This window comes from Pseudomonas sp. LB3P58 (genome assembly GCF_054897895.1).
This window is the reverse complement of the sequence record NZ_JBUBVE010000001.1, coordinates 4,570,370-4,595,734: the sequence shown is the minus strand read 5'-3', so window position 1 is coordinate 4,595,734 and position 25,365 is coordinate 4,570,370. Positions and strand designations below refer to the sequence as shown.

At 59.7% G+C, this 25,365-nt stretch carries 24 protein-coding genes and 1 pseudogene; 18 read left to right on the top strand and 7 right to left on the bottom strand.

Features of this window, described 5'->3' with window-relative positions:
• The first annotated feature begins 320 nt into the window (after window positions 1-320).
• From ACYZTZ_RS21365 to ACYZTZ_RS21350, 4 genes are all read left to right on the top strand, one after another.
• On the top strand, window positions 321-1,262 hold the full coding sequence (locus ACYZTZ_RS21365) for a fatty acid desaturase (protein ID WP_461999631.1): 942 nt from the start codon (window positions 321-323) through the stop codon (window positions 1,260-1,262).
• An 8-nt stretch (window positions 1,263-1,270) separates the two neighbouring features.
• On the top strand, window positions 1,271-2,062 hold the full coding sequence (locus ACYZTZ_RS21360; protein WP_461999630.1) for a phosphate/phosphite/phosphonate ABC transporter substrate-binding protein: 792 nt from the start codon (window positions 1,271-1,273) through the stop codon (window positions 2,060-2,062).
• Window positions 2,063-2,194: 132 nt separating this feature from the next.
• Window positions 2,195-2,737, top strand: a complete 543-nt coding sequence (locus ACYZTZ_RS21355; RefSeq protein ID WP_461999629.1) for a sigma-70 family RNA polymerase sigma factor — start codon at window positions 2,195-2,197, stop codon at window positions 2,735-2,737.
• Entirely contained in the window at window positions 2,734-3,747 is a 1,014-nt protein-coding gene (locus tag ACYZTZ_RS21350) for an ABC transporter substrate-binding protein (protein ID WP_461999628.1), read from the top strand. Before ACYZTZ_RS21355 ends, ACYZTZ_RS21350 begins: the two co-directional genes overlap by 4 nt.
• A gap of 24 nt (window positions 3,748-3,771) precedes the next feature.
• On the opposite strand, the gene gstA is transcribed toward ACYZTZ_RS21350, so the two are convergent.
• Window positions 3,772-4,374, bottom strand: coding sequence for a glutathione transferase GstA (gene gstA / locus ACYZTZ_RS21345; protein ID WP_461999627.1), 603 nt, complete (start codon window positions 4,372-4,374; stop codon window positions 3,772-3,774).
• 99 nt (window positions 4,375-4,473) lie between these two features.
• On the opposite strand from gstA, the gene ACYZTZ_RS21340 reads away from it, so the two are divergent.
• The 3 genes and pseudogenes from ACYZTZ_RS21340 (at window position 4,474) to ACYZTZ_RS21330 (ending at window position 7,083) form a co-directional block, all read left to right on the top strand.
• Window positions 4,474-5,346 (top strand): LysR family transcriptional regulator, encoded by an 873-nt coding sequence (locus tag ACYZTZ_RS21340; RefSeq protein ID WP_461999626.1) that lies wholly within the window; start codon window positions 4,474-4,476, stop codon window positions 5,344-5,346.
• Window positions 5,347-5,763: 417 nt separating this feature from the next.
• A pseudogene (locus ACYZTZ_RS21335) lies at window positions 5,764-6,540 on the top strand (PAS domain-containing protein); the annotation flags it as partial.
• 84 nt (window positions 6,541-6,624) lie between these two features.
• Complete coding sequence (locus ACYZTZ_RS21330) at window positions 6,625-7,083, top strand: methyl-accepting chemotaxis protein (protein ID WP_442965775.1); 459 nt, start codon at window positions 6,625-6,627, stop codon at window positions 7,081-7,083.
• A 58-nt stretch (window positions 7,084-7,141) separates the two neighbouring features.
• Here the strand turns inward: ACYZTZ_RS21330 and ACYZTZ_RS21325 are convergent, their stop codons facing one another.
• From ACYZTZ_RS21325 to ACYZTZ_RS21310, 4 genes are all read right to left on the bottom strand, one after another.
• Entirely contained in the window at window positions 7,142-7,696 is a 555-nt protein-coding gene (locus ACYZTZ_RS21325; protein WP_461999625.1) for a hypothetical protein, read from the bottom strand.
• Between the two features lie 179 nt (window positions 7,697-7,875).
• Window positions 7,876-8,616 (bottom strand): NAD-dependent epimerase/dehydratase family protein, encoded by a 741-nt coding sequence (locus ACYZTZ_RS21320; protein WP_461999624.1) that lies wholly within the window; start codon window positions 8,614-8,616, stop codon window positions 7,876-7,878.
• Between the two features lie 40 nt (window positions 8,617-8,656).
• Complete coding sequence (locus ACYZTZ_RS21315; protein ID WP_056741468.1) at window positions 8,657-9,289, bottom strand: glutathione S-transferase family protein; 633 nt, start codon at window positions 9,287-9,289, stop codon at window positions 8,657-8,659.
• Window positions 9,290-9,345: 56 nt separating this feature from the next.
• Window positions 9,346-9,777 carry a PACE efflux transporter gene (locus tag ACYZTZ_RS21310; RefSeq protein WP_046049513.1) on the bottom strand — a complete coding sequence of 144 codons (432 nt, stop codon included), beginning with the start codon at window positions 9,775-9,777 and terminating at the stop codon, window positions 9,346-9,348.
• Between the two features lie 120 nt (window positions 9,778-9,897).
• Here ACYZTZ_RS21310 and ACYZTZ_RS21305 point away from each other — a divergent pair, with 120 nt between their 5' ends.
• Complete coding sequence (locus tag ACYZTZ_RS21305) at window positions 9,898-10,770, top strand: LysR family transcriptional regulator (RefSeq protein WP_461999623.1); 873 nt, start codon at window positions 9,898-9,900, stop codon at window positions 10,768-10,770.
• 108 nt (window positions 10,771-10,878) lie between these two features.
• Here the strand turns inward: ACYZTZ_RS21305 and gntR are convergent, their stop codons facing one another.
• The gene (gene gntR, locus ACYZTZ_RS21300) at window positions 10,879-11,910 is read right to left on the bottom strand and encodes an HTH-type transcriptional regulator GntR (RefSeq protein WP_056741465.1); all 1,032 of its coding nucleotides are present in this window, start codon (window positions 11,908-11,910) and stop codon (window positions 10,879-10,881) included.
• A gap of 215 nt (window positions 11,911-12,125) precedes the next feature.
• On the opposite strand from gntR, the gene ACYZTZ_RS21295 reads away from it, so the two are divergent.
• Together ACYZTZ_RS21295 and ACYZTZ_RS21290 are read left to right on the top strand one after the other, a co-directional pair.
• Window positions 12,126-12,659 (top strand): gluconokinase, encoded by a 534-nt coding sequence (locus ACYZTZ_RS21295; protein ID WP_461999622.1) that lies wholly within the window; start codon window positions 12,126-12,128, stop codon window positions 12,657-12,659.
• Between the two features lie 82 nt (window positions 12,660-12,741).
• Window positions 12,742-14,094, top strand: coding sequence for a GntP family permease (locus tag ACYZTZ_RS21290; protein WP_461999621.1), 1,353 nt, complete (start codon window positions 12,742-12,744; stop codon window positions 14,092-14,094).
• 125 nt (window positions 14,095-14,219) lie between these two features.
• On the opposite strand, the gene alaC is transcribed toward ACYZTZ_RS21290, so the two are convergent.
• Window positions 14,220-15,431, bottom strand: coding sequence for an alanine transaminase (gene alaC / locus ACYZTZ_RS21285; RefSeq protein ID WP_008151144.1), 1,212 nt, complete (start codon window positions 15,429-15,431; stop codon window positions 14,220-14,222).
• A gap of 139 nt (window positions 15,432-15,570) precedes the next feature.
• Here alaC and ACYZTZ_RS21280 point away from each other — a divergent pair, with 139 nt between their 5' ends.
• The 8 genes from ACYZTZ_RS21280 to ACYZTZ_RS21245 all read left to right on the top strand — a co-directional run bounded on the left by ACYZTZ_RS21280 (window position 15,571) and on the right by ACYZTZ_RS21245 (window position 25,230).
• The gene (locus ACYZTZ_RS21280; protein ID WP_461999620.1) at window positions 15,571-16,233 is read left to right on the top strand and encodes a LysE family translocator; all 663 of its coding nucleotides are present in this window, start codon (window positions 15,571-15,573) and stop codon (window positions 16,231-16,233) included.
• A 66-nt stretch (window positions 16,234-16,299) separates the two neighbouring features.
• Window positions 16,300-16,785 carry a GyrI-like domain-containing protein gene (locus tag ACYZTZ_RS21275; protein WP_461999619.1) on the top strand — a complete coding sequence of 162 codons (486 nt, stop codon included), beginning with the start codon at window positions 16,300-16,302 and terminating at the stop codon, window positions 16,783-16,785.
• A 263-nt stretch (window positions 16,786-17,048) separates the two neighbouring features.
• Window positions 17,049-17,147: a K(+)-transporting ATPase subunit F gene (gene kdpF, locus ACYZTZ_RS21270; protein ID WP_095130908.1), complete on the top strand. Its 99-nt coding sequence runs from the start codon at window positions 17,049-17,051 to the stop codon at window positions 17,145-17,147.
• 167 nt (window positions 17,148-17,314) lie between these two features.
• A complete protein-coding gene (gene kdpA / locus ACYZTZ_RS21265; protein ID WP_461999618.1) occupies window positions 17,315-19,021 on the top strand; it encodes a potassium-transporting ATPase subunit KdpA in 1,707 nt (568 codons plus the stop codon).
• Between the two features lie 10 nt (window positions 19,022-19,031).
• Window positions 19,032-19,712 carry a K(+)-transporting ATPase subunit C gene (gene kdpC, locus ACYZTZ_RS21260; protein WP_461999617.1) on the top strand — a complete coding sequence of 227 codons (681 nt, stop codon included), beginning with the start codon at window positions 19,032-19,034 and terminating at the stop codon, window positions 19,710-19,712.
• 11 nt (window positions 19,713-19,723) lie between these two features.
• The gene (gene kdpB, locus ACYZTZ_RS21255; protein WP_461999616.1) at window positions 19,724-21,793 is read left to right on the top strand and encodes a potassium-transporting ATPase subunit KdpB; all 2,070 of its coding nucleotides are present in this window, start codon (window positions 19,724-19,726) and stop codon (window positions 21,791-21,793) included.
• A 54-nt stretch (window positions 21,794-21,847) separates the two neighbouring features.
• Window positions 21,848-24,541, top strand: a complete 2,694-nt coding sequence (locus ACYZTZ_RS21250; protein ID WP_461999615.1) for a DUF4118 domain-containing protein — start codon at window positions 21,848-21,850, stop codon at window positions 24,539-24,541.
• Entirely contained in the window at window positions 24,538-25,230 is a 693-nt protein-coding gene (locus tag ACYZTZ_RS21245) for a response regulator (RefSeq protein WP_095130917.1), read from the top strand. Before ACYZTZ_RS21250 ends, ACYZTZ_RS21245 begins: the two co-directional genes overlap by 4 nt.
• Window positions 25,231-25,365: the final 135 nt, after the last annotated feature.

Sequence of the window (25,365 nt, the reverse complement as noted above, 5' to 3'; positions counted from 1 at the left end):
GTGCGCAAAGCGGGCGATTATAAAAGAACGCGCGCGCAGCGATAGGTGTATACCTGATCTCACATCCCGTATGAGTGGAGTAAGTATCATGGCCAAAGGCATGGATTCAAAAAAAGCGGCAAAGAAAAAACCGGCAAAAACCGCCGACGAAAAGCGTGCGGACAAGAAGGCCAAGAAGGTAGATGTGTTCGGTCATTGATCCCGCGACAAGGGAGCCCGGTCTCGGGCTCCCGCTGCTTCTAACGAAGTAACCAAATAATCTGCAAGAAAACCCGACGCCATTGCACAGAAGGGGACTGGTCCCCGATCTGAGCAACGCCATGCCCCATTACTTCGATACCGCCCACCGTGAAGAAATCGAAACCCTGCGCCAACGCCTGACCGCTCGCACCGAGTGGCCGACCTGGTTGCTGCTGATCGGCGTGTACGCTGGTTGGTTCAGCATCGTGCTGGCCAGCGATCATTTGGGCCTGTGGTGGAGCACGGTGTTGCTGATTCCGTTGGTGGTGCTCTGGTTATCGGTGCAGCACGAATTGCTTCACGGTCACCCCACCCGCTGGACATCGCTGAACAAGATCCTCGGCTATGCGCCGTTCGCCGTCTGGTATCCCTACACCCTGTATCGCGACAGCCATTTGCTGCATCACCGCGACGAAGACCTGACCCTTCCGGGTCGCGATCCGGAAAGCCGTTACCTGAGCGCCGAGCAGTGGCAGGGCAGTTCACTGTTCGAACAGAGTCTGCACTGGCTGAACAAAACCGTGCTCGGACGCTTCGCCCTCGGTGCACCGCTGGCCTTGCTGGCGCTGGCCCGGGAGGAACTGCAACGTCTAAAAACAGGTGAGCGACAGGCCTGGTTGATGTGGTTAAGCCACGGCGCGCTGGCCCTGTTGATGTTGCTGTTTATCGCCCGCTACAGCGTGCTGCCGGTGTGGCATTACCTGTTGCTGATCAGTGTGCCGGCGCTATCGATTGCGATGATTCGCTCCTACTATGAACACCGTCCCCACGCCGAGCCCGAGCAAAGGACGGTCATCAATGAAGCCGCCTGGCCGTGGCGCTGGCTGTTCCTCAACCTCAATCTGCATTTGGTGCATCACGACTTGCCAGGGCTGCCCTGGTACGACTTGCCCCGCGCCTACCACGCGCGTCGCGAGCAATGGCTGGCGCGCAGCGGCGGGTTTCTGGTGCGGGGTTATGGCCAGTTGTGGCGTCAGCATGGGGTGAAGGCTATCGACAGCCCGCGGCATCCGTTCAGTTGAGAAATCCAATGACTTCAGCCTACGCAGAACTGTTGATGTACGTCGCCCCCGAGCCGATCCGCGAGGCCAACGAGCGCTGGCTGACGCGCATGATCGAGCGACTGGGTGCCACCCGCCGTAACGCCGAGGGCCTTTCACTGATGGACCTCTGGCTGTCCCCACACTTGCTGCTGACCCAAACCTGCGGCTACCCGCTGATGACCGCGTTGCGCGGTCGGGTCCGGGTCATCGGTCGTCCTCGTTATGAACTGCCGGACGCCAACGGTGGCAACCATTGCAGTCTGTTGCTGAGTCGCGTCGATGATCCACGGCGAAGCCTGCCGGCCTTTCGCAACAGTCGTGGGGTGATCAATGGCGAAGACTCCAACAGCGGCATGAACCTGCTGCGTCACCGATTGGCGCCGTTGCATCGAGACGGGCAGTTCTTCGCCAGTGTCGGTATCAGCGGCAGCCACCGCGAAAGTCTGCGTTGGTTGCGTGAAGGGACAGCGGACCTGGCGGCCATCGACAGCGTCACCTTCGCCTATCTGGCGCGGCACGCCGAAGAAGAAGTGGCCGGCCTGCGGGTCATTGCGCGAAGTGCGTTCAGTCCGACCTTGCCGTTCATCACCGCCGCGACCGTTACCGATGAACAGGCTGAAGAGCTGCGGCAGGTGATGAACACGACGTTGCAGGAGTTGCCCGACGTCGCTGAAGTCCTCGGCCTGCACGAGGTTCTGCCGGCCAGCGAAAGCGACTATCAAATCGTTCTCGACTATCAGCAAGAGGCTGAGGCGTTGGGGTATGGGCGATTACGGTAGGCGGTGTTGATGTTTAATTTCATAATGGAATATAAAAATGCTTTTTAAGTATTATTAATGAATAAGGCTCCTTGCTAGGATCGCGTCACCGGATCACCGGACATTCAGCGACCCCTAACCCTTGGAGCCTCTATGTCCGGCACCGACCTTTCCCATCGCAACGACGTGGGCGGATTGTTCCGCGCGCATTACCCTTGGCTGTGCGCACGGTTGCGCCGGCATCTGGGCGCCAGTTCCAGTGTCGAAGACATCGCTGCCGAAACCTTTTTACAGCTGCTCGAATCGCCGGGGCTGACCCCGATCCGCGAGCCTCGCGCCTTGCTCACCACCATTGCCCAGCGCTTGATCTATCAACTCTGGCGCCGCCGTGACCTGGAACGCCAACACCTCGATCAGCTGCAACACCTTGATCAGCCTCTAGCGATCTCGCCCGAAGATCGGGTGCAACTGACCCAGGCCTTGCATGGCCTCGACCGTACGCTTGAGCGCTTGCCGGGCAAGGTTCGGGCAACCTTCCTGATGTCGCGAATCGACGGTCTGACCTACCCGCAAATCGCCGCCGAACTGGGCATTTCCCAGCGTTCGGTCAGCGTTTACATGACGCGTACCCAAGCCCTGTGCGCCCGGCACAGTGCCAACCAATCCTTGAATTCCCTGACCCGGAGGTCCGCATGAGATCGATCAAAACCCTGCTCGGCAGTTCACTGCTGGCCCTGAGCCTTGTGGCAACCCACGTTCCCGCGGCAGAAAAAACCGCGCCGATCCACTTCGGTGACATCACCTGGGAAAGCGGCAGCCTCATCACCGAAATCCTGCGCTTGATTGTCGAGAAAGGTTACGGCTACCCGACCGATACCTTGCCGGGCAGCACCGTCAGCCTCGAAGCGGCCCTGGCCAAGAACGATATTCAAGTGATCGGCGAAGAGTGGGCCGGGCGCAGTCCGGCGTGGGTCAAAGCCGCCTCGGAAGGCAAAGTGTTTGGCCTGGGCGACACGGTCAAAGGCGCCACCGAAGGCTGGTGGGTGCCGGAATACGTGATCAAGGGCGACCCCGAACGCGGCATCAAACCTCTGGCCCCGGAGCTGAAATCCGTCGCCGACCTGGCGCACTACAAGGACGTGTTCCGCGACCCGGAAGACCCGAGCCGAGGTCGCTTCCTCAACAGCCCGACCGGCTGGACCTCGGAGATCGTCAACAGCCAAAAACTCAAGGCCTATGACCTGACCGACAGCTTCGTCAACTTCCGCACGGGTTCTGGCGCCGCACTGGATGCCGAGGTGGCTTCGTCAATCCGTCGTGGCAAACCGGTGTTGTTCTACTACTGGTCGCCGACGCCGCTGTTGGGGCGTTTCAAACTGGTGAAACTCGACGAGCCGGCGTTCGACGCCGACGCCTGGAAGACCCTGGCCGACGCCAATAACCCGAATCCGAAAGGCACGCGTTCGATGCCGGCAAACCTGGCGATTGGGGTGTCTGCGCCGTTCAAGGCGCAGTACCCGGACCTGGTGGCGTTCTTCGAAAAGGTCGACCTGCCGATCGATCTGCTGAACCACACGCTCGGTCAGATGAGCGAGAAGCGCCTGCAACCACGTCAGGTGGCCGAAGCGTTTTTGCGTGATCAGCCACAGGTGTGGAAGGGCTGGGTACCCGGTGAAGTGGCCACTAAGGTGAGTGCGAGTTTGTAAATTTGTAGTGCCTGGTCTTGAGGCCTACACCAACTCAGCGGCCAACGCAGCCTTCACGGCTGGCCGCTGATCAACCCGCGCCTGAAACCGCGCCAACGCCGGCCACTCATTCAACTCGATGGTAAACAGGTGCGCCCAGCGCAACACCGTAAACAAATACGCATCAGCAATGCTGAACCCGTCAGCCATCAAATAATCCTGGCGCTCCAGAGTCTGGCTCAACACAACAAACCGCTTGAACAGTTTCTCCTTGATCAGCGCTTTGACCTCATCCGGGAACTGCGAACTGAACAACCCGCCCAGCCCGCCATGAATCTCGGTCGAGATGAAATTCAGCCATTCCTGCAACCGTACCCGCTCGAACGTACCGTTCGCTGCCGCCAGGTTTGCCTCGGGTCGCAGGTCTGCCAGGTATTGCAGGATCGCCGGACCTTCGGTCAGCACTTGGCCATTGTCCAATTGCAGTGCCGCGACGTAGCCCTTTGGGTTGATGGCGAGGAAGTCGTCGCCGCTGGCGGTTCGCTTGGTGGTGTTGTCGACGCGGATCAATTCGAATGGCAGATCGAGTTCGCGCAGCACGATATGCGGCGCGAGCGAGCAGGCGTGTGGGGCGTAATACAACTTCATCGGCAGGGCTCTGGCTGGGGATTTGCGCCAGTGTCATAGTGCGCGGCACCCTCGGTAAAATTAATCTTTCAGAAAGCCGCCATAAGGAAAGCTACTGCCATGATGAATCTGATGCACTGGCGAATGGTGGTGGCCGTGGCTGACACGGGCAACATTACCCGGGCTGCCGAGCGGGTCGGCATGACCCAGTCCGGTGCCAGCCAGGCCTTGGCGTTGATTGAAGAAACCCTGGGCGTTCAACTGTTCAGTCGGGAGAGTCGCCAGACTTTGCCGACGGCAATCGGCCTGTCTGTGATCGAACACGCGAGAACCATGCTCGGTGCCCTGGAAAACATTCGCAGCAGCGTCGATGCCACCAAAGACATTCAGCGCGGGACGATTCGCCTGGCCAGTTTCCCCATGGTGCTGGCGACTTTTCTGCCACCGCTGCTGCGTCAGTTCAATCGGCTTTATCCCGGCATTCAGGTGGTCGCACTGGAAGTCAGCGACGATGAAGTGGAAACGCTGCTCGGCGCCGGGCTGGTGGATGTCGGCGTGGTGTTGAACCCGGCGCCCGAGCGCAATGCCGGTCGCCTGGGACGTGATGCCTGGATGGCGGTGGTGCCTGGTGGCCATCCCTTGGCTCGCCGTTCGAATGAAGAAGGCGTCTCCCTGGCCGAGTTGGCGGAACAACCTTTTGTACTGGCTACCGGCGGTTGTTCGACCAACGCTCGCAGCCTGGCAGAGGATGCCGGGCTGCAACTGCTTGATGTGCGGGTCGAGGTCCGTGAATGGAGCAGTGCGTTCACCCTGGTGCGGGAAAACATCGGCGTGACGCTGGTGCCGGAGATGACGCTGCCGAGCCAACTTCAGGGTCTGCGGGTAGTGCCGGTCAAACCGCGTATCGATCGCGAATTTGCCTTGGTGGCCGCTGCGACCAAGCCACCCTCGGCGGCGGTGCAGGCGTTGATGGGCATGCTTGCTGAGAAATGACGCATACCGATGCTGAACCGATTTTGTCCTCAATACTGGCCGACTAGTGGCCTTGCTTACCTGCCTCGCCTGTCTATGCTGACTCGTAACTAACTATGTCGGCCGCCATGTGAAGGCCGTCATACAGGTTAAAAGTGTGCGCAACCCAAGGCACCGACGCTGAACAACACGGAGCTGTCCGGTCAATGGAATGTCTTATCAGAACGTTAGGGCTGGCCCGATTCCGGGCTATCAAGAGAAGGATGTCTTGATAAGAGCGTTGCAGCATGGACTCTCCGATTAAACATCATTGATCACCTGACCAAGTCCTTCCTGTGGAGGGATGCGTGTGCCTGTTCCTTGGAACGTAGTGGTGGAGCTGTTGAAAGACCAAAGAACTTTCATCAAACAAAAGACCGCGCTGAAGGTGATACGACTATGTTTAACCGACGTCACAAGACTGACCTGCTGGAAATCGAACGATTCAGTTGCGCGCTGACCGAGGCTAACGCGAAGTTGGCCGCGGTCAGCCGCTCGATGGCGATGATTGAGTTCACTCCCGAAGGGATCGTGCTCGATGCCAACGACAACTTTTGCAGTGCCATGGGTTATAGCGCCGAAGAAGTGCGCGGTAAGCATCACCGGATTTTTTGCGAAGAAGCGTTTTATCGAAGCGAAGCCTACGCCAAGTTGTGGCGTGACCTGGCCCGTGGCGAACCGGTGAGCGGGACCTTTTTACGTTTGAACAGGAGCGGCAAGGAGATCTGGCTCGAAGCCAGCTATATGCCGGTGTTCGGCCCTGATCGTCAGGTCCGGAGTGTGATCAAAGTCGCCACTGACATCTCAGCCAGGGTCTACAAGGAACACGAAAACGAGAGCATGCTCGCGGCGATCGGTCGTTCCATGGCCGTGATCGAATTCACCCCGGATGGCAAGGTCATCACCGCCAACGACAACTTCTTGAAGACGATGCATTACTCGCTCAACGAAGTGGTTGGCCAGCACCACAGCCTGTTTTGTCATCGTGCCGAAGCCGAATCTCAGGCCTATAAAGCGTTCTGGGCCTCGCTCAATCGCGGCGAATATCACTCGCACCGTTTCGAGCGCAAAGATAAGCACGGTCATACGGTTTTCCTGGAGGCCTCCTACAACCCGCTGTTCGACACCAAGGGTCGGTTGTACAAAGTGGTCAAGTTCGCCAGCGACATCACCCAGCAAGTCACCACCCTGCAAACTGCCGCGGAATCGGCCCACAGCACCTCGGTTCAAAACGACGCTTGTGCACAGAAAGGTTCTCAGGTGGTGCAGCAAACGGTGCAGACCATCCAGGACATTTCCAAAGACTTGAACGAAGCGGCGCTGAGCATTGATGCGGTGAGCAAGCAGTCGGACATCATCGGTACCATCGTCCAGACCATTCGTGGCATTGCCGATCAAACCAACCTGCTGGCACTCAACGCCGCGATCGAAGCGGCCCGGGCCGGGGAACACGGGCGCGGGTTCGCGGTAGTCGCCGATGAAGTTCGCAGCCTTGCGGCACGAACGAGCCAGGCAACGGTGGAGATCGTTGAAGTGGTGCGCAAGAACCACGATTTGTCATTGAGTGCGGTGTCGAGCATGCAGTCCAGTTTGAGTCGAACCGGGCTTGGGGTGGAACTGGCGAATGAGGCGGGAGCGGTGATTCTGGAAATTCAACAAGGGTCGCGGCATGTGGTGGATGCGATCAGTCAGTTCAACTCGACCTTGCAGATAAGTTGATAGCGGCACATTGAAAAGGGTCCCTCGAAGGGACCCTTTTTTATTGATTCCCGCGCTGTTAAAGCGAAGCGAGGAACTTGTCAACCACGTGGCTGCTGCCTTTTTCGCTGCTGCTGTTTTCTTTCTCGGCCTGCGCCAGTTTGATCTTGTCTTGCATGCGCTCGGCAATCTCTTTACCGATCGCCAGTTGTTTTTCCGGCGGCATGGCTTTTAGGTCATCTTCCGTCAGACCCATCTCTTGCAAAATACTGTCGCGCAACCGCTGTTCCGGCGTTTTGCTCATGTACTCCTTGAAGGCGTCCGTGGCCGTTTCAACATCGGTCGGTAGTTGTGCGGACGAGGCTTGCAGTCCCACGCGGGTTTTCGCGAACGCCTCATCGACGTTGTCGCTGATCCTGGTCGCTTCGCTGACCTGTTGCGTAGCGATTTGGGTGGCGGAGTCCTGGACCTGCTTAGTGGTCTGCACGGATTGCGCCTGCACATTGTTTTGCAGGGCTTGTGTCATGGCGGCTTGCAGGCCGCCCTGAAGTCCGGCGGCGGCGTCCGAGATCGGTTCGTCGCCGGGACGCTTGGGGAGGGGCGCCACCAGGTTTTGTTTTGCACTGACCAACATGATGAATAGGCCTTGTAGGTATTTGCGGTGCAGTGCTTTCAGCAAATAGTGTGCCTTGTTAAAAAATATCAATAAAAACAATTAGTTGGGTTTTTAAGGCTCGGCGAGTGACGAAGGATTGAGGTCAACCTTTGCCGCCGGGTGGCAGAGGTCGATCGCACGGTGGATCAGCGATGGGCTTATGGCGCAATCGGGATATCGAACGTCTGAAACGCATCATCCACCGGCCGGTAACCCAACACCCGCATGGTTTCGCTGAGGTCCAGGCGCTTGAAGCGGTTGTTGGAAATGCCGTGGGCGATCAGGTGTTGCACGCCTTCGACCTCCACCGAACGCTGCAGCAACTGCACCGCATCGCGTGGGCTCAGCCAGGCGCTCAGGTCTCGGGCATTGGTCAGTTCATGACGGTCCGGGAATTCGAAAGCGCCGATCCGTATCGCGATGGTCGAGAGGTTGCGTTTGGCAGCATAGAACGCACACAACGCTTCGCCATAACACTTGCTGACGCCATACAGATTGGCCGGCATGACCTGCATGCCCGGGGTGATCTGCCGGTCCACCGGATAGCCTTCGATGGTTTGCGCACTGCTGGCGAACACCAGTCGTTTGCAGCCAGCTGCAGCCGCGGCTTCGAACAGGTAAGTGGTGGCCAGAATGTTATTGGGCAGCAACTCATTGAAAGTGGCAGTGGCGTGAGGAATACCGGCCAGGTGCACGACGACGTCGATCCCTTTCAATACTTCGCCCATTGCCGCGGGGTCGGACAGGTCCAGGCTGACGAAACGGTGAGGCGCATCGACCGCAAAGTCGGGCTCGATGCGATCCGTCAGGACGAAGGTGTAGCGGTCTTTTGAGGCTTCGAAAAAGGTTTTGCCGATTCTGCCGCAGGCACCGGTCAGCAGTACGTTGAGTCCGTTCATGAGTCTCTCTTTTCAGGGTAGGAGCGTTGCGGGTTTGGCGTTATGGCAGGCCGTTGCAGCCATGTTTCAGAAATCCCGGGCGTTGTGCCAACCGTTGGAAATACTCGTCGATGGCCGGGTAGTCGGGACGCTCCATCGGTGTCATCAGCCAGCGGTTGATCGACAGCCCGATGACGATGTCCGCCAGCGTGAAGTGCGGCCCGGCGACATACGCTTTGGTGGCCGCGAGCTGATGCTCGAGGATGCCCATTTTCTGATTCCAGCCGTGTACACCGGCGGCAATGTGATGCGGGTCCTGAAACTCCGGATCTTTGCGTACCAACGCCGTGAACGCGTAGCTCCAGGAGGCATTGAGTTCGGTCGCTTGCCAATCCATCCACTGTTCCACCCGAGCGCGGGCCGCCGGTTCGTGGGGCAGCAGATCGGTGTTGTGGTGTTTACCGGCCAGATAGCGGCAGATGGTGTTGGACTCCCACAGCACGCCGGCCTCATCGATGATCACGGGCACCAGTGCGTTGGGATTGAGCCTGAGAAACTCCGGTGTGTGGGTCGACGCATAACCGCCGCCCCAGTCTTCACGTTCGTAGGCAACACCCAGTTCCTCACAGGTCCACAGGACTTTTCTGACGTTGATGGACGAGGCTTTACCCAGAATCTTCAGTGCATGTTCCATTGAGCTACTCCGTTAGCGATTCGACGCTTCAGGAATCTAACAGACATTCAGCGTTTTCAAACCGGGTCCGGCAGCGCCGAAGTTGGCAAACCAAACGTGCGATCAAACAGCCAGTTGAAGGCGAAGGTGTAGCACGGGATGAAAATAATCAGCGCCGCGTCCAGCAGGAAGGCTTGCACCAGGCTGATGTTCATCCACCAAGCGATCAACGGGATGAGGAACACTATCAAGGTTAGTTGAAAACCCACGGCATGGGCGATGCGCCGTTTAACGGTGCGGGTGCGCGAAGGCTGACGACTTTCCCAGCGCTCGAACAGCGTGGTGTAGATGAAGTTCCAGGTCACCGCGATGGTGGTGATGATCACTGCCAACGGGCCAGTGCTGCCGGGCGAGGTGCCGGACAACAACGCCAGACCCAGGGCCGAGAAGGTCATGCCGATGACTTCGTAAAGCGACACGTAGAGCAGTTTTCGTTTAACGCCTTGCATGGGAATTTGCCTCTTTCTGCCAACTTGAAGCCAGGAGCACTGGCGAAGGCGGCGAAAGATAGCTTCAATAGACGTGACAGAAAAAGTCGGTAGCTTTCAGTTTTATTGATAGGACGAGGAATGAATTTCAACAGTGACAGCATCGAGTTGTTCCTCGCGGTGATTGAGCGCGGCTCGTTTTCCGCTGCCGCTCGGGCGCTGGGTAAAGTGCCGTCGGCGGTGAGCATGGGCATCGCCAACCTGGAAGCCGAACTCGGTTATCCACTGTTCGATCGCAGCCATCGCGAGCCGGTGCCGACGGCGATGGCCAGCGCATTGGTGCCTCACGCGCGATTGATCGCCGAGCAGCTCAAACAGCTGCAAGTGCATGCGGTCGAGTTGTCGCTGGGGCTGGAAAGCAAGTTGTCGATCGGGGTCGTGGCGGACATCGACAAGGGCCGCGTGATGGCGGCGATCAAGGTCATCGCCCAGCGTCATCCGCTACTGGAAATCGAAATGCTCAGCGCACCGCAGGATGATGTGCTGGCGATGCTCCACAGCGGCCGGGTCAGCGTTTGCCTGGCGTTCGCCGGGCTGAGCATGAACGTGCTGGAGCGGTTCCAGTTCGTCGGCACCGAGCGGATGATCGCCACGCTGGCGGCGGACAATCCGCTGTTTCAGGGCAAGAATTTGTTCCTGGAAGACTTGGTCCACGTACGGCAAATCATCGTCGCCAGCCGCGACCTGCCGATCAGCGAAACCCGGCCGTTGGTGGCTGAGTCTTACTGGCGCACCGACACGTTGACGATGGCGCTGGAAATGGTCGAGGCCGGATTGGGATGGGGCAATTTTCCGCTGTCGGTGGTCCAGCCGTTGCTGGATGCTGGAAGGCTCAAGCGCCTGAGCTTCCGCAACATCGAGAACGGGTTGGTGCTGCCGGTGCATGCGGTGTGGCTCAAGAGCCAGCCATTGCAGAAGGGGGCGTTGGCGTTTGTGGAATTGATGGAGCGTTGACTAGTGATGATCCCTGTGGGAGCGAGCTTGCTCGCGATTGCGGTCTGACAGCCACATACATGTTGACTGACACTCCGCCATCGCGAGCAAGCTCGCTCCCACAGGGGGTTATGTGCTTTCCCGGATTTTTAGTTCAAACCCCATATCCTGCACCGGTTTCGCAACCGTATTACCAGCCATCAACGTCAACATCTGCTCCGCCGCGCGCCGGCCGATGGCTTCTCGCGGGGTGCTGATGCTGCTCAGGCGCGGGACCATGTGGGCTGAGGCCGGCAGGTCGTTGAAGCCGAGGATCGCCACTTGTTCGGGGATCTTGATCCCGCAGCGCATGGCTTCGAGCAGTGCGCCCTGGGCCAGGTCGTCGTTGCCGAAGAAGATCGCATCGACATCGGGATGAGTGGCGAGCAGTTGCAGGAACAGTTCGCCACCAAGGCCGACGGAGGAAGAGCGAGGTGTCAGCACTTCCAGGTCCGGGTCATACAAACCGGCCTTTTGCAGGGCTTTGCGGAAACCCTCGCCGCGCAGCAACGTGCGTTGATCGAGTTGCGCGCCGATGTAGGCCAGACGCTTGCGACCCCGTGACAGCAAATGCCCGGCCGCTGTCTCGCCAGCTGCGAGTTGCGAAAAGCCAACGCAATTCAGGCCGGCGGCGCTGTCCAGTTCCATCATGTACACGCAGGGAATGTTGCTGGCCTCGATCATCCGGCGCGAACTTTCGGTGCGGTCGAAACCGGTCAGCAGCAAACCGCGAGGTTGATACGCCATGTAATTGCGCAGCAGGTTTTCTTCTTCATCACGTGAGTAATGGAAGTTCCCGATCAGCACTTCGAAGCCCTTAGGGCGCAAAACCTGATGAATGGCTTCCAGCGTATCAATGAACAATAAGTTGGACAGCGACGGCACCAAAACCACCACCGAATGGCTCTGGGCCGAGGCTAACGCGCGTGCGGCGGGGTTGACCACGTAGTTGAGGTCGAGGGCGGCTTTCTGCACTTTTTCCACCAGTTCGGTGGCCACCGTGCTGACCCCGCGCAGGGCGCGAGAAGCGGTGATCGGGCTGACACCGGCCAGGCGTGCGACTTCGTTCAAAGTGGGGCGGCCAGTGGTGCGCGTATTTTTATCGTTTTTAGGGGAGATCATCGGACGGCTTGCCAAACAAAATTCGAGGCACTAAGGTAGCGCTGTCTCGACGCAGCTGCAAATGCGTGAGCGGGGTTTGCCTGATCCCCGTTTTTTGGCGTTGGGAACGAACATGCTGCAACCCACAAAAATGACAAGAAGGCGTCGGCAACTTCTGCTTTTGATCTAGTGTCATAACTGGCAAAGGTAGCGCTGTCTGCGCGCTGAGGTGTTACATGAATAATCCCATCACCGCCCTGGTCATCATGGGCGTTGCCGGTTGCGGCAAGACTTGCGTCAGCGAGGCCTTGTGCCAACTCAGCGGCGCGACCGCCATTGAAGGCGACACTTTCCACCCTGCCGCCAATATCGAAAAGATGAGCGCGGGTATCCCCCTGAACGACGACGACCGTGCCGGCTGGCTCGACAGCCTGTGCGATGAATTGCGCCGCATCGACGCCAAGGGCGAACGCCCGGTGCTGACCTGTTCGGCCCTCAAACACATTTACCGTGAACGTCTGCGCAGCGCCTTGCCGGGCCTGGGCTTCGTGTTCCTGGAGCTGACCCCTGAAGTTGCCGCCGATCGTGTCTCCCATCGGCCGGGCCATTTCATGCCGTCGACGCTGATCGACAGCCAGTTCGCCACCCTTGAATCTCCCGTTGGCGAGCCCCTGACCCTGGCTCTGGACGCTTCGAACCACAGCGTCGACCAATTGGCGAAGCAAGCTCATGACTGGTGGCAGGCTCATGGCCTGAAACACGCCGTATGAGTTTTGCCCGAAAAGATAGCGCTGTCCTGTTGGCTTGCGAAATCCCCGCTTTAATAACAACAACAACCAGGAGACACCCCTAATGTTTGGCATGTCCCACGAGACGTTCCTGCTGCTCGATGCAGTGGTCACGGTGATCGGGCTTATCGTCCTGATCACCAAGTTCAAGCTTCACCCATTCATCGCCCTGATCATCGCCGCCGCTTTTCTCGGACTGACCTCCGGCATGCCAATTGGCACCATCATCAAGGCGTTCCAGGACGGCTTCGGTGGGGTGCTCGGGTTCGTCGGGATCATCCTCGCGCTGGGCACGATGCTCGGCAAAATGATGGCCGAGTCGGGCGGGGCGGATCAGATTGCCCAAACCCTGATTCGCGCGTTCGGCAAGGACAAGGTGCAGTGGGCGATGATGTTCGCGGCCTTCCTGGTCGGCATTCCGCTGTTCTTCGAAATCGGCTTCGTGCTGCTGATCCCGCTGGTGTTCATCGTGGCCCGGCGTACCGGCGTGTCGATCATCAAGATCGGTATCCCGCTGCTGGCCGGTCTGTCCGCCGTGCACGGTCTGGTTCCGCCGCACCCGGGTCCGTTGCTGGCCATCGGCGTGTTCGGTGCCGACATCGGTAAAACCATTCTGTACGGTCTGATCGTTGCGCTGCCGACGGCCATCATCGCCGGCCCGATCTACGGCACGTTCATTGCCAAGTACATTCCGGGTCATCCTAACCAGGAGCTGGTCGATCAACTGGCTCGCGAGCCAGAGGCGGCTGAGCTGCCGAGCTTCAGCATCACCCTGATCACCGTGCTGTTGCCGGTGTTCCTGATGTTGCTCAAGACCTTTGCCGACGTGGTGCTGCCGGACGGCAATTTCTTCCGTACCTTCATGGACCTGATCGGTCACCCGATTTCGGCGCTGCTGCTGGCGTTGCTGCTGTCGCTGTACACCTTCGGGCACCGTCAGGGCATGGGCTCCAGCAAAATTCTCAAGTTGCTCGACGCGAGCCTTGCGCCGACCGCCGCAATCATCCTGATCATCGGTGCCGGTGGTGGCTTCAAGCAGATGCTGGTGACCAGCGGCGTGGGTGACGTGATCGGCCACATGGCGGTGAACGCACAGATCTCGCCAATCCTGCTGGCCTGGCTGGTGGCGGCGGTGATCCGAATCGCGACCGGTTCGGCGACCGTGGCGACCATTACTGGCGCAGGCATTGTGGTGCCGGTGGTGGGGATGATTCCGGGTGTGAACCGTGAGTTGCTGGTGCTGGCCACCGGTGCCGGTTCGCTGATCCTGTCGCACGTTAACGACGCCGGTTTCTGGCTGGTGAAGCAGTACTTCAACATGACCGTGGCGGAAACCTTCAAGACCTGGACCGCGATGGAAACCATCCTGTCCATCGTTGCGCTGGGCTTCATCCTGCTGTTGTCGCTGTTCGTCTAAAGCACAACGCAAAACAAATGTGGGAGCGAGCCTGCTCGCGAATGCGGTGTATCAATCAACATCAACGTTGACTGACACGCCCCCTTCGCGAGCAGGCTCGCTCCCACAGTGTTATGTGCAGGGCGTCAAGATTTGCTAATTAACCCATCCGCCCGGAACATCCCTCGAATTCCGCGTATTGCCTGACGAATCCGGTCCTGGTTTTCGATCAGCGCGAAGCGCACGTGATCGTCCCCATACTCACCAAACCCTACGCCCGGCGAGACACAAACCTTGGCCTCGGCCAGCAGTTTCTTGGCGAACTCCAGCGAGCCCAAGTGCGCATACGCCTCGGGAATCTTCGCCCAGACATACATCGACGCTTTCGGGTTCTCGACCATCCAGCCCAGTTCATGCAGGCCTTTGACCAGTACGTTGCGACGCTGACGATACTGCTCGGCAATGTCTTTGACGCACTGCTGATCACCTTCCAGCGCCGCAATCGCCGCGACCTGCAGCGGGGTAAACGTGCCGTAGTCGTGATAACTCTTGATCCGCGCCAGGGCGTTGACCAGTTCGGCATTGCCGACCATGAAACCGATGCGCCAGCCCGCCATGTTGTAGCTCTTGGACAGGGTGAAAAACTCCACCGCAATGTCCTTGGCGCCCGGCACTTGCATGATCGACGGGGCTTTCCAGCCGTCGTAGACGATGTCGGCGTAAGCCAGGTCGTGCACCACCAAAACGTCGTACTGCTTGGCGAGGGCGATCACCCGTTCGAAGAAGTCCAGCTCCACGCATTGAGCAGTGGGATTCGACGGGAAGCCGAGGATCATCATTTTCGGTTTCGGGATCGAGCCGCGAATGGCGCTTTCCAGTTCGGCGAAGAAGTCCACGCCCGGAATCAACGGCACCGAACGCACCTGGGCGCCGGCAATCACCGCGCCGTAGATGTGAATCGGGTAGCTCGGGTTCGGCACCAGAACGGTATCGCCCTGGTCGAGGGTGGCCAGCATCAAATGCGCCAGGCCTTCCTTGGAACCGATGGTGACGATGGCTTCGCTTTCCGGGTCAATGTCGACCTCGTAGCGATCCTTGTACCAATTGGAGATCGCCCGGCGCAGACGCGGAATGCCCTTGGACGTCGAGTAGCCGTGGGTGTCTTCGCGCTGGGCGACGGTGACCAGCTTTTCGACGATGTGCGGCGGTGTCGGGCCGTCGGGGTTGCCCATGCTGAAGTCGATGATGTCTTCGCCACGACGACGGGCGGCCATCTTCAGCTCGGCAGTGATGTTGAATACGTAAGGGGGGAGTCGATCTATGCGCGCAAAGCGGCGCGGCGAACCTGGGTTAGCCATTGTTGCCTCGGATAACGTGAGCGCCCGGAACCGTCCGAGCGACGCTGGTCACTGCGGTGACCTGTGGCGGAATGTAAGGGTTGATGTGGCAAACTGTCCAGCGACTATGTAAACAAATTTGTCCGAAGGAAATCGGTTGATGGAATTTACCAGTGGCTTCTTGCTGAGCCTTTCGCTGTGCCTGGACATCGGCGTGGCCAATATCGCGATGATCACGTTGGCGATGCAGCGTGGCTATTTTCAAGGCTTTGCGCTGGGTTTGGGGACCTGTGTCGGCGACCTGATCTACGCCGTGCTGGCCTTGGCCGGGATGACCGTTTTGCTGCAATACGAAACTGTGCGCTGGGTGTTGTGGATTGGCGGTTCAGCGCTGCTGGTGTATTTCGCGGCGAAGATGATCTACTCGGCGATCCACCATGAAGCGGTGCTGGCGCAGACCGCAGAGGTGGGGCAGAACTCCCATCGGCGCGAGTTTTTCCGCGGGATCTTCCTCGCCATGTCGTCACCCAGCGCCATTCTGTGGTTCGCAGCGGTGGGCGGTACATTGATCGCTCGCTCCGGCGGCGGTGGCGCCCTCAGTTCGGCGTTGTTTCTTGGCGGATTTCTGTGCGCCGGGGTGCTCTGGTGCGTGGCTTTGTGCTTCGCCGCGAGTCACGGCGGCAAGTTGCTGGGCGACAAACTGCTGCGTTACTCCTATATGGCATCGGCGGCGATCTTCTGCTATTTCGCGGTCTACGTGATCCTATCGGGGTATAACGAGTTCGTCGGCGCAGGTGCTGTCGAACAGTTGCATGCACTGTAACTGGGCGAATTCGGTTTGGGTTCTATACTCCCAGCCGAACCCACTTTTTTGTTCAGGAGTTGAGTCATGGATGAGCACGCACGCGTCGAAGTGGTTGAGCCGCGCTTCGAACACGGTCACTTCCTGCTGATTGCAGGGCTTGGTGGACGATTCAGTCAAGCAACCACCCAAGAGATTCCCGCGCTCTGGGATAAATTCATCCCCCATTTGGGCAAAATTCCGGGTCAGAAAGGTGAAGTGACCTACGGCGTCTGTTGCAATTTTGACGGCAAGGGCGGCTTCGATTACATCGCCGGGGTCGAGATCAGCAAACTTGACGATTTACCGGAAACGTATCGCTGGGTGGAGGTCCAGCCTCAGCTGTACGCGGTGTTCGAGCACAAAGGGCCGTTGGATACCTTACCGCAGCTGTTTCAGTACATCTTCGGCACCTGGCAGCCGCAGTCCGGGTATGAGGTGTTGGATGCGCCGGAGCTGGAGCGCTACAGCGAAGACTTCAACCCGAAGCTCAATACCGGCAAGCTGGAAATCTGGGTGCCGATCAAATCTTAGTGAACCAAGCCTGGAACGGGCACTTCACAGTGCCCGTTCGTGACTGTCGTTGGCCCCTCGCATCACCTCCCGCATACCGCTCGTTTCACTCGTTCTATACGCCGTCTTAATACCGCTGCCCCCAATCAGTGTCCGTCCTTGATACCCCCTCACTTACCCTGCAAGGCGCAGATGAGAGCGTGAATTCAGTGCGTTTTTTGTACTGACGCTCTCAGCCGGTACCCGATTGCGGGTGTCCTTTCGTTTTGTCAGGGGGAGCTGTCTTGTTAACACTCGAGTTCATTTACATCGCCAGCGGCCTGTGTGCCGCCCTGTTGTTTGCCTACCTGGGTTACGCCCTTATCCGTGCAGAGAAGTTTTGATGGCCGCAGTCATTGCGGCACAGGCTTTTTTATCAGCCCGCCAGGGCGGTCTTGAGAAAGGAAATCGGCAATGTACGACCTGATTTTTATGGGGGTTAGCGTGGTTTTTTTTGCTGCGACAGCCATGGTCATCGTCGCCATGGGCAAGATTTGAACGGAGCATCGACATGTTGAGCACTATGTTGGAATTTGCGGTGATTCTCGGGTTGATGACCGGACTCGCCGTGTTGATGGGTAAGTGGCTGACGCTGGTATTTACCGGGCGTAAACATGCCTTGGCGGAGCGCGCTACTTATCGTCTGCTGGGGATCGATACGGCCGAAACGATGGGCTGGGCACGTTATGGGGTGGCCCTGCTGCTGTCTAATGCGGCGATGATGTTGCTGGGTTACATCGTGTTGCGCCTGCAAGTTTTCATGCCGCTCAACCCATTGGGGCTGAGCGCGCAAAACCCTGATCTGGCGTTCAATACCGCTGCGTCTTTTATCACCAACACCAACTGGCAGGCTTACTCAGGTGAAACCAGCCTGTCCAACTTCAGCCAGATGGCGGTCATCACCTTCCTGATGTTCGTCGGCGCAACGTCCGGCGTTGTGGCAGCGGCGGGTTTCATTCGCGGCCTCAGTCGGTCGAATTCTGCTGACATCGGAAACTATTGGGTGGACTTCACCCGCACGCTTTACCGGGTGATGCTGCCACTGTGTTTTGGCATGGCGCTGGTTTATGTCTGGCAAGGCATGCCGCAAACCCTGAGTTCCCAGGCCCTGGCCACCACTCTGGAAGGTGCACAGCAGCAGTTGATCGTCGGCGCGGTGGCGAGCTTTGAGTCAATCAAGCACATCGGCACCAATGGCGGCGGCTTTTTCAGCATGAACGCCGCGCACCCGTTCGAAAACCCGACGCCACTGACGAACATGCTGCATATCCTCAGCATGCTGCTGATCCCGTCGGCGCTGACGTACACCTTCGGCAGCATGCTGATGCGTCGACGTCAGGGGTGGGTGTTCTTTGGCACGTTCCTGGTGATGTTCGTCGGCTTTCTGAGCATCGTTTATACGGCTGAACAAAGTGGCAACCCGCTGCTGACCCGGGTGGGGGCGGACCAGGTGCTGTCAGCCACCCAGAGTGGCGGCAACATGGAAGGCAAGGAACTGCGCTTCGGGATTGCCGACACCAGCCTGTTCGTGACCACCACCACTGGCGCAACCACCGGCTCGGTGAACGCCATGCATGACTCGCTGACACCCATGGGCGGCTTCGTACCGCTCGCGCAGATGATGCTCAACTGCGTGTTCGGTGGCGACGGTGTGGGGTTTATCAACCTGATCCAGTACGCGCTGCTGACGGTGTTTCTGGTGGGGATGATGATCGGCCGCAGTCCCGAATTCCTCGGCAAGAAGATCGAGGCTCGGGAGATCAAGCTGGTCATGCTTTCGGTGCTGGCGCACCCCATCTGCATTCTCGGCTTCACCGCCCTGGCGACACTCTGGCCGGACACCCTGAACAGTCTCAACAACCAGGGGCCCCATGGCTTCAGCGAGGTGCTTTATGCCTACACCTCGGGCACTGCCAACAACGGTTCGGCGTTCGCCGGATTGAACGCCAATACGCCGTTCTTCAACACCACAATCGGTCTTGCCATGTTGCTCGGACGCTTCTTCACCATGTTGCCGATGCTCGCGGTCGCAGGTTCCCTGGCGATGAAAAAGAACATCCCGGCCGGTGCCGGCACCATCCCGACCGCCACACCGCTGTTCATGTTCCTGGTGGTGTTCGTGGTGCTGGTCGTGGGCGGCCTGACTTTCCTGCCGGCGCTCGCGCTCGGCCCGCTGGTCGAGCAACTGCAGTTGCTGTCTGGCCAGACCTACAAGTAAGGGGGCTGTGATGACTCAAGTACAAACACAAACCAAGACGCAATTTCTGTTTGCCGGTCTGTTGCGCCCGGTGCTGATTTCTGCGGCGTTTTTCATGCTGCTGACCGGGCTGGCGTATCCGTTGTTCACCACAGTGGTGGCCAACGTGCTGTTCCCGTTTCAGGCCCAGGGCAGTCTGGTTGAACGGGATGGGTTAGTGATCGGTTCGGCGGTGATCGGCCAGCACTTCACCCGTCCCGAGTATTTCCAGGGACGTGCGAGCATGACCCTCGGTGCAGATCCACTGGACCCGAGCAAAAGCGTGGCGCAGCCGTATAACGCAGGTTCCAGTGGCGCCAGCAACCTTGGCCCTACCAGCCAGAAGTTGATCGATGCTGTGGCCGTGCGGGTCGAAGCCTACCGCCGGCAGAACGGCCTGGCGGCAGATGCGCAGGTGCCGGTGGATGCGGTCACCTCGTCGGCTTCAGGCCTGGACCCGCACATTTCGGTGGCCAACGCACAGATTCAGACGGCGCGCGTCGCACGTCTGCGCCACCTGCCGCCAGCCGATCTGTTGAAGCTGGTGAATACCCACACCGAACAGCGCACCTTCGGCCTGCTCGGCGAACCCCGAGTCAATGTGCTGCAACTCAACCTCGCGCTGGATGCTCTGGCGCCTGCGCATCAGCCACCCCTTGCGGCCAGTGAGTAAGAGAAACAACCATGAGTAAGCAAGCTCGTTTGCCTTTGTTCGACCGTGGGTTGTTGCTCACGGCGTGCCTGGATGCCTTCAAGAAGTTGCTGCCCCAGGCGCAGTGGAAGAACCCGGTGATGTTTGTGGTGTACCTGGGCAGCATTCTCACCACGCTGTTGTGGTTTCAATCACTGGGCGGCAAGGGTGAAGCCCCCAGTGGCTTCATTCTCAGCATCACGTTGTGGCTGTGGTTCACCGTGCTGTTCGCCAACTTCGCCGAAGCCCTGGCCGAGGGGCGCAGTCGGGCCCAGGCGGCCAGCTTGCGCGGGATGAAGCGCCAGACCCTGGCCAAGTTGTTGAAGCAACCCCGGCATGGCTCCGCCTGGATGCCGATGCCTTCCGGCGAACTGCTCAAGGACAATGTGGTGTTGATCGAGGCTGGCGATCTGGTGCCCCTCGATGGCGTGGTGATCGAAGGCGTGGCGTCGGTTGATGAAAGCGCGATTACCGGAGAATCGGCACCGGTGATTCGCGAGGCGGGCGGCGACTTTTCATCGGTAACCGGTGGGACAAAAGTGCTGTCGGACTGGCTGGTGGTGCGCATCAGTGTCAACCCGGGCGAGTCATTTCTGGATCGCATGATTTCCATGGTCGAATCCGCGAAACGCCAGAAGACTCCCAACGAGGTGGCGCTGAACATTCTGCTGGTGGGCCTGACATTTTTGTTTCTGCTGGTGATCGTGACCCTGGGTCCGTCCTCGATGTTTGCGGTGGCCATGAGCGGAGGCGACGTGGTCAGCGCAACGGTACTGGTGGCGCTGCTGGTTTGCCTGATCCCCACGACCATTGGCGGTCTGTTGTCGGCGATCGGTGTGGCGGGCATGAGCCGGATGATGTCGGCCAACGTCATTGCCACCTCCGGGCGAGCCGTGGAAGCGGCGGGCGACGTTGACGTCCTGCTGCTGGACAAGACCGGCACCATCACGCTGGGTAACCGCCAGGCCAGCAGTTTCCTGCCGGCGCCCGGGGTTAAGGAGTCGGAACTGGCCGACGCTGCGCAACTGGCCTCGCTGGCGGACGAAACGCCGGAGGGGCGCAGTATCGTGGTGCTTGCCAAGCAGAAGTTCGACCTGCGGGCGCGGGACCTCAATGCCCTGGGTGCGAGCTTCGTGCATTTCACCGCGCAAACCCGCATGAGCGGCGTCGATCTGGCCGGTGGCCGGAGCATCCGCAAGGGTGCGGTAGATGCCATTCGTCTGCACATCGAGGCGCTGGGCGGCAGTTTCCCGTCCGCGTTGCAGGCCAGGGTCGATGAAGTCTCGCGTCGTGGCAGCACACCGCTGGTCGTATGTGATGGCCAACAGGCATTGGGCGTGGTGGAACTCAAGGACGTGGTCAAGGGGGGGATCAAGGAGCGCTTTGCCGAACTGCGGCGCATGGGGATCAAGACAGTCATGATCACCGGCGACAACCGCCTGACGGCGGCAGCGATTGCCGTGGAAGCCGGGGTTGACGATTTTCTCGCCGAGGCTCGGCCGGAAGACAAGCTGCAACTGATCCGCGACTACCAGGCCCAGGGCAAGCTGGTGGCCATGACCGGAGACGGCACCAACGATGCGCCGGCACTGGCTCAGGCAGACGTGGCGGTGGCCATGAACAGTGGTACTCAGGCCGCCAAGGAAGCGGGCAACATGGTCGATCTGGACAGCAACCCGACCAAGCTGATCGAAGTGGTGGAAGTCGGCAAACAGATGCTCATGACGCGCGGCGCGTTGACCACCTTCAGCGTGGCCAACGATGTGGCCAAGTATTTTGCTATCGTACCGGCCGCATTCGTCGCGACCTACCCGCAACTGGGCGCACTGAACGTGATGCACCTGAGCAGCCCGAACTCGGCGATTCTCAGCGCGGTGATCTTCAATGCCCTGATTATCGTGTTTCTGATCCCGCTGGCGCTCAAGGGCGTGACTTACCGAGCCATCGGCGCGGCGGCGTTGCTCAATCGCAACCTGCTGATCTATGGCCTGGGTGGCGTGCTGGTGCCGTTCGCGGGGATCAAGGTGATCGACATGCTGTTGGCCGGGCTCGGCCTTGTTTGAAAGGACTGTCTGCACGGCGCCGTGTATGGCGCCGTGCAGTTCAAAAGGATTGCCATGCCCGTAATTGATACGTTCACCGCTTCACGAGACGGCCGCCCTGATCCCGACGCGCTGTTGGAGAAGCTACAACAGGACGAACAGGCCGCCCTGCGTGGGAAACTGCGCATCTATTTCGGTTCCAACGCCGGGGTGGGGAAAACCTGCGCGATGCTCACCGCGGCCCAACGCGAAGTGACCCGGGGCCGTGACCTGGTGGCTGGCGTGATAGAAACCCATGGCCGCCGGGAAACCGCCGAACTGCTCGCTGGCCTGGAATTGCTGCCGCGTTATAACGTGATGCATCGCGAGTGTGCCCTCAGCGAGTTCGATCTGGATGCCGCGCTGGCGCGGCGTCCGGCGGTGCTGCTGGTGGATGAACTGGCCCACAGCAATGTTCCCGGTTCGCGTCACCCCAAGCGCTGGCAGGATGTCGAAGAACTGCTGCGCGCCGGCATCGACGTCTGGACCACCCTCAATGTCCAGCACCTGGAAAGTCTCAACGATATCGTCAGCGGGATCATCGGCATCCGGGTGCGCGAGACCGTGCCTGACCATCTGTTCGACGGTGCCCATGAAGTGGTGGTGATCGACCTGCCACCCGATGACCTGCTGCGCCGTCTCAAGGAAGGCAAGGTCTACCTGCCGCCCCAGGCCGAGCGCGCGTCCCGGCATTTCTTTCGCAAGGGCAATCTGCTGGCCTTGCGCGAGCTGGCGTTGCGGCGTACCGCTGATCGCGTCGATGCACAGATGCGCGACTATCGCCGCGAGCGGTCCATCAACTCCCTTTGGCCCGCGCGCGAGCGTTTACTGGTTGGCGTGGCAGGGCACCCTTCGGATGAACGTCTGGTTCGTGAAGCGGCGCGTCTGGCACAAAAACTTGAAGCGGACTGGATTGTCGTTCATGTGCCTTCGGTGCAGCGACGAGGCGCGGGTGCGCACCGCTATGCCGCCGCCATGAAGACCTTGGCACTGGCCGCCGAATTCGGTGCCGACACGGCCACGCTGTCGGGCATGGACGTGGCCGAGGCTTTGGTGGCGTTTGCTCGTGAACACAACGCCAACCGGCTGGTGCTCGGGCATTACCCGCGCAAGGTCTGGCAGTTTTGGCACCAGTCGGTCAGTGACCGCATCAGCCGTCGCCATCCCGAGATCGATCAGATTGTCATCGCCCATGGCCCACTGCCTATCGTGGTTGCGGTGGCGGTGAATACAGATACAGCGCTGCCGCCCAGCAGGGTTCCGGCTTATCTGTGGGCCAGCCTGGCCTGTTTTGCCGCCACGGCGGTGGCCGCGTTGCTGTTGCAGGTGTTTGACCTGGCCAACGTGGTCATGCTGTTTTTGCTCACGGTGGTGCTGGTCGCTTTGCGCTTTGGGCGAGGGCCGGGTGTCTGGGCGGCGATGCTGGCGGTGCTGTGTTTTGATTTCTTCTTCGTCCAGCCACGCTGGTCGTTTACGGTCAACGACACCCAGTACTTCTTTACCTTCGCCCTGATGCTCGGTATTGCGTTGATCACCGGGCAGCTCACGGCACGCTTGCGTCATGAAGCCCGCACCGCTGCCAGCCGTGAACGGCGCGCGACTTCGTTGGCCAGGTTGGCTCGCGACTTGTCGGCGGCGCTGACCGTGGAGCAGATCACGGAGGTGGCGCTGCGCACCTTCAGCGGCGTATTTGAAGCGCGGGTCGGGCTGACACTGCCGGACGCCGCCGACAGTGTCCACGCTCGTGGCGCGGGTGCATTTGCGATCGATGAAAACATTGCTCAATGGGTTTACGACCATGGCCAACCCGCCGGCCAGGGCACCGATACGCTGGCCGCCGCTCAGGGCCGGTATTTGCCGTTGAAGGCGCCAATGCGCGTGCGCGGAGTGTTGGTGCTCGCGCTGGCTGAGCCCGAGCGGTTGAACGGGCCTGAAGAGCAGCGCTTGCTCGAGGCCTGCATGAGCCAACTGGCGATAGCGCTGGAACGGGTGCATTTCGTCGAAGTGGCGCAAAGCACCCTGGTGCAGATGGAGGGCGAGCGCATGCGCAATACCCTGCTGGCCGCGATCTCTCATGACCTGCGCACGCCGCTGACCACCATAATCGGCGCGGCAGACGCAGCAGCGCCTCATGCGCCGCCCGGACCGCTGACCCAGTTGCTGGGCGGTATTCGCGATCAGGCCAGCTCCATGCAGCGGTTGATCGAAAACCTGTTGGACATGGCCCGAATGCAGGAACGCGGTGTGCGCCTCAACCGGCAATGGCACTCACTGGAGGAAATTGTCGGCAGTGCTTTGCGTCAACTGCGCGAGCCATTGGCGCGGCATGTGGTGCGCACCGCCCTGTCGCCGCTGTTGCCGTTGGTGGAAGTCGATGCGCTGTTGATCGAGCGCGTGCTGGTCAACCTGCTGGACAACGCTGCCAAGTACACCCCGGCCGGAACGCTGGTGCAGGTTGTGGCCCGACAAGAGGAGGACAGCATTGTGCTGGAGGTGATCGACGCCGGTCCCGGTTGTCCTCAGGGCAGCACGCCTCAGAGTTTGTTCGAACCGTTCACCCGGGGTCAGCAGGAGTCGGCCGTTGCCGGCATCGGCCTTGGGCTGGCGTTGGCAAAACGGATTGTCCAGGCCCATGGCGCAACGATCGAGGCTCAGCCTCAGGCCATCTCGGGCATCCGCTTTGTCATCACTTTACCGGCGGGTCATCCGCCTTCCATGGAATCGCTATGACCAGTGCACGCATCCTCATTGTCGAGGACGAGGCCAACATCCGCCGTTTCGTCGGTATCGCGCTGCAGGACGAAGGTTTTCAGGTGTTCGAGGCCGACAACGTCAAACGCGCCCTGATCCACGCCGCCAGCCGTCAACCGGATCTGGTGATTGTCGATCTGGGCTTGCCCGACGGTGACGGCAAACAATTGATCAGTGAGTTGCGGGGCTGGATGACGGTGCCGATTCTGGTGCTGTCGGCCCGTGATCGTGAAGAGGAAAAAGTGGCGGCACTGGATGCGGGGGCGGACGATTATCTGGTCAAGCCATTCGGCGTGCCCGAGTTACTCGCGCGTATTCGCGCCCAGTTACGTCGGCATGTGCAGAGCGGGACCGCCGCGGTCACCAGCAAGGTGACTTTCGGAATGATCGAAGTGGACCTGGCCACGCACGAGGTCCGGCGCGAGGGCCAATCGGTCCATCTGACACCCATCGAGTATCGCTTGCTGTGCGCGCTGATTCGCGGACAAGGCCGGGTCATGACCCATCGCCAGCTACTGTTGGAAGTGTGGGGCCTGGATTACGTCGATCGTGCTCACTATCTGCGGGTGCACATGGCGCACTTGCGGCAAAAACTGGAGGCCGATGCGGCCCAGCCGCAGCATTTCATCACCGAATTGCAGGTAGGTTATCGCCTGGTGGGGCTGTAAAGCACGGCGGGCGCTGGCTGCAGCGCCTGGCCGTGTGTCGCTCACTTGTCTTTCTTGATCCGGCGCTCGTGCAGGAAATCGATGTAAAGCGTGATGAAACCGAACGAAGAAATGCTGAACAACACGAGTAGGCCG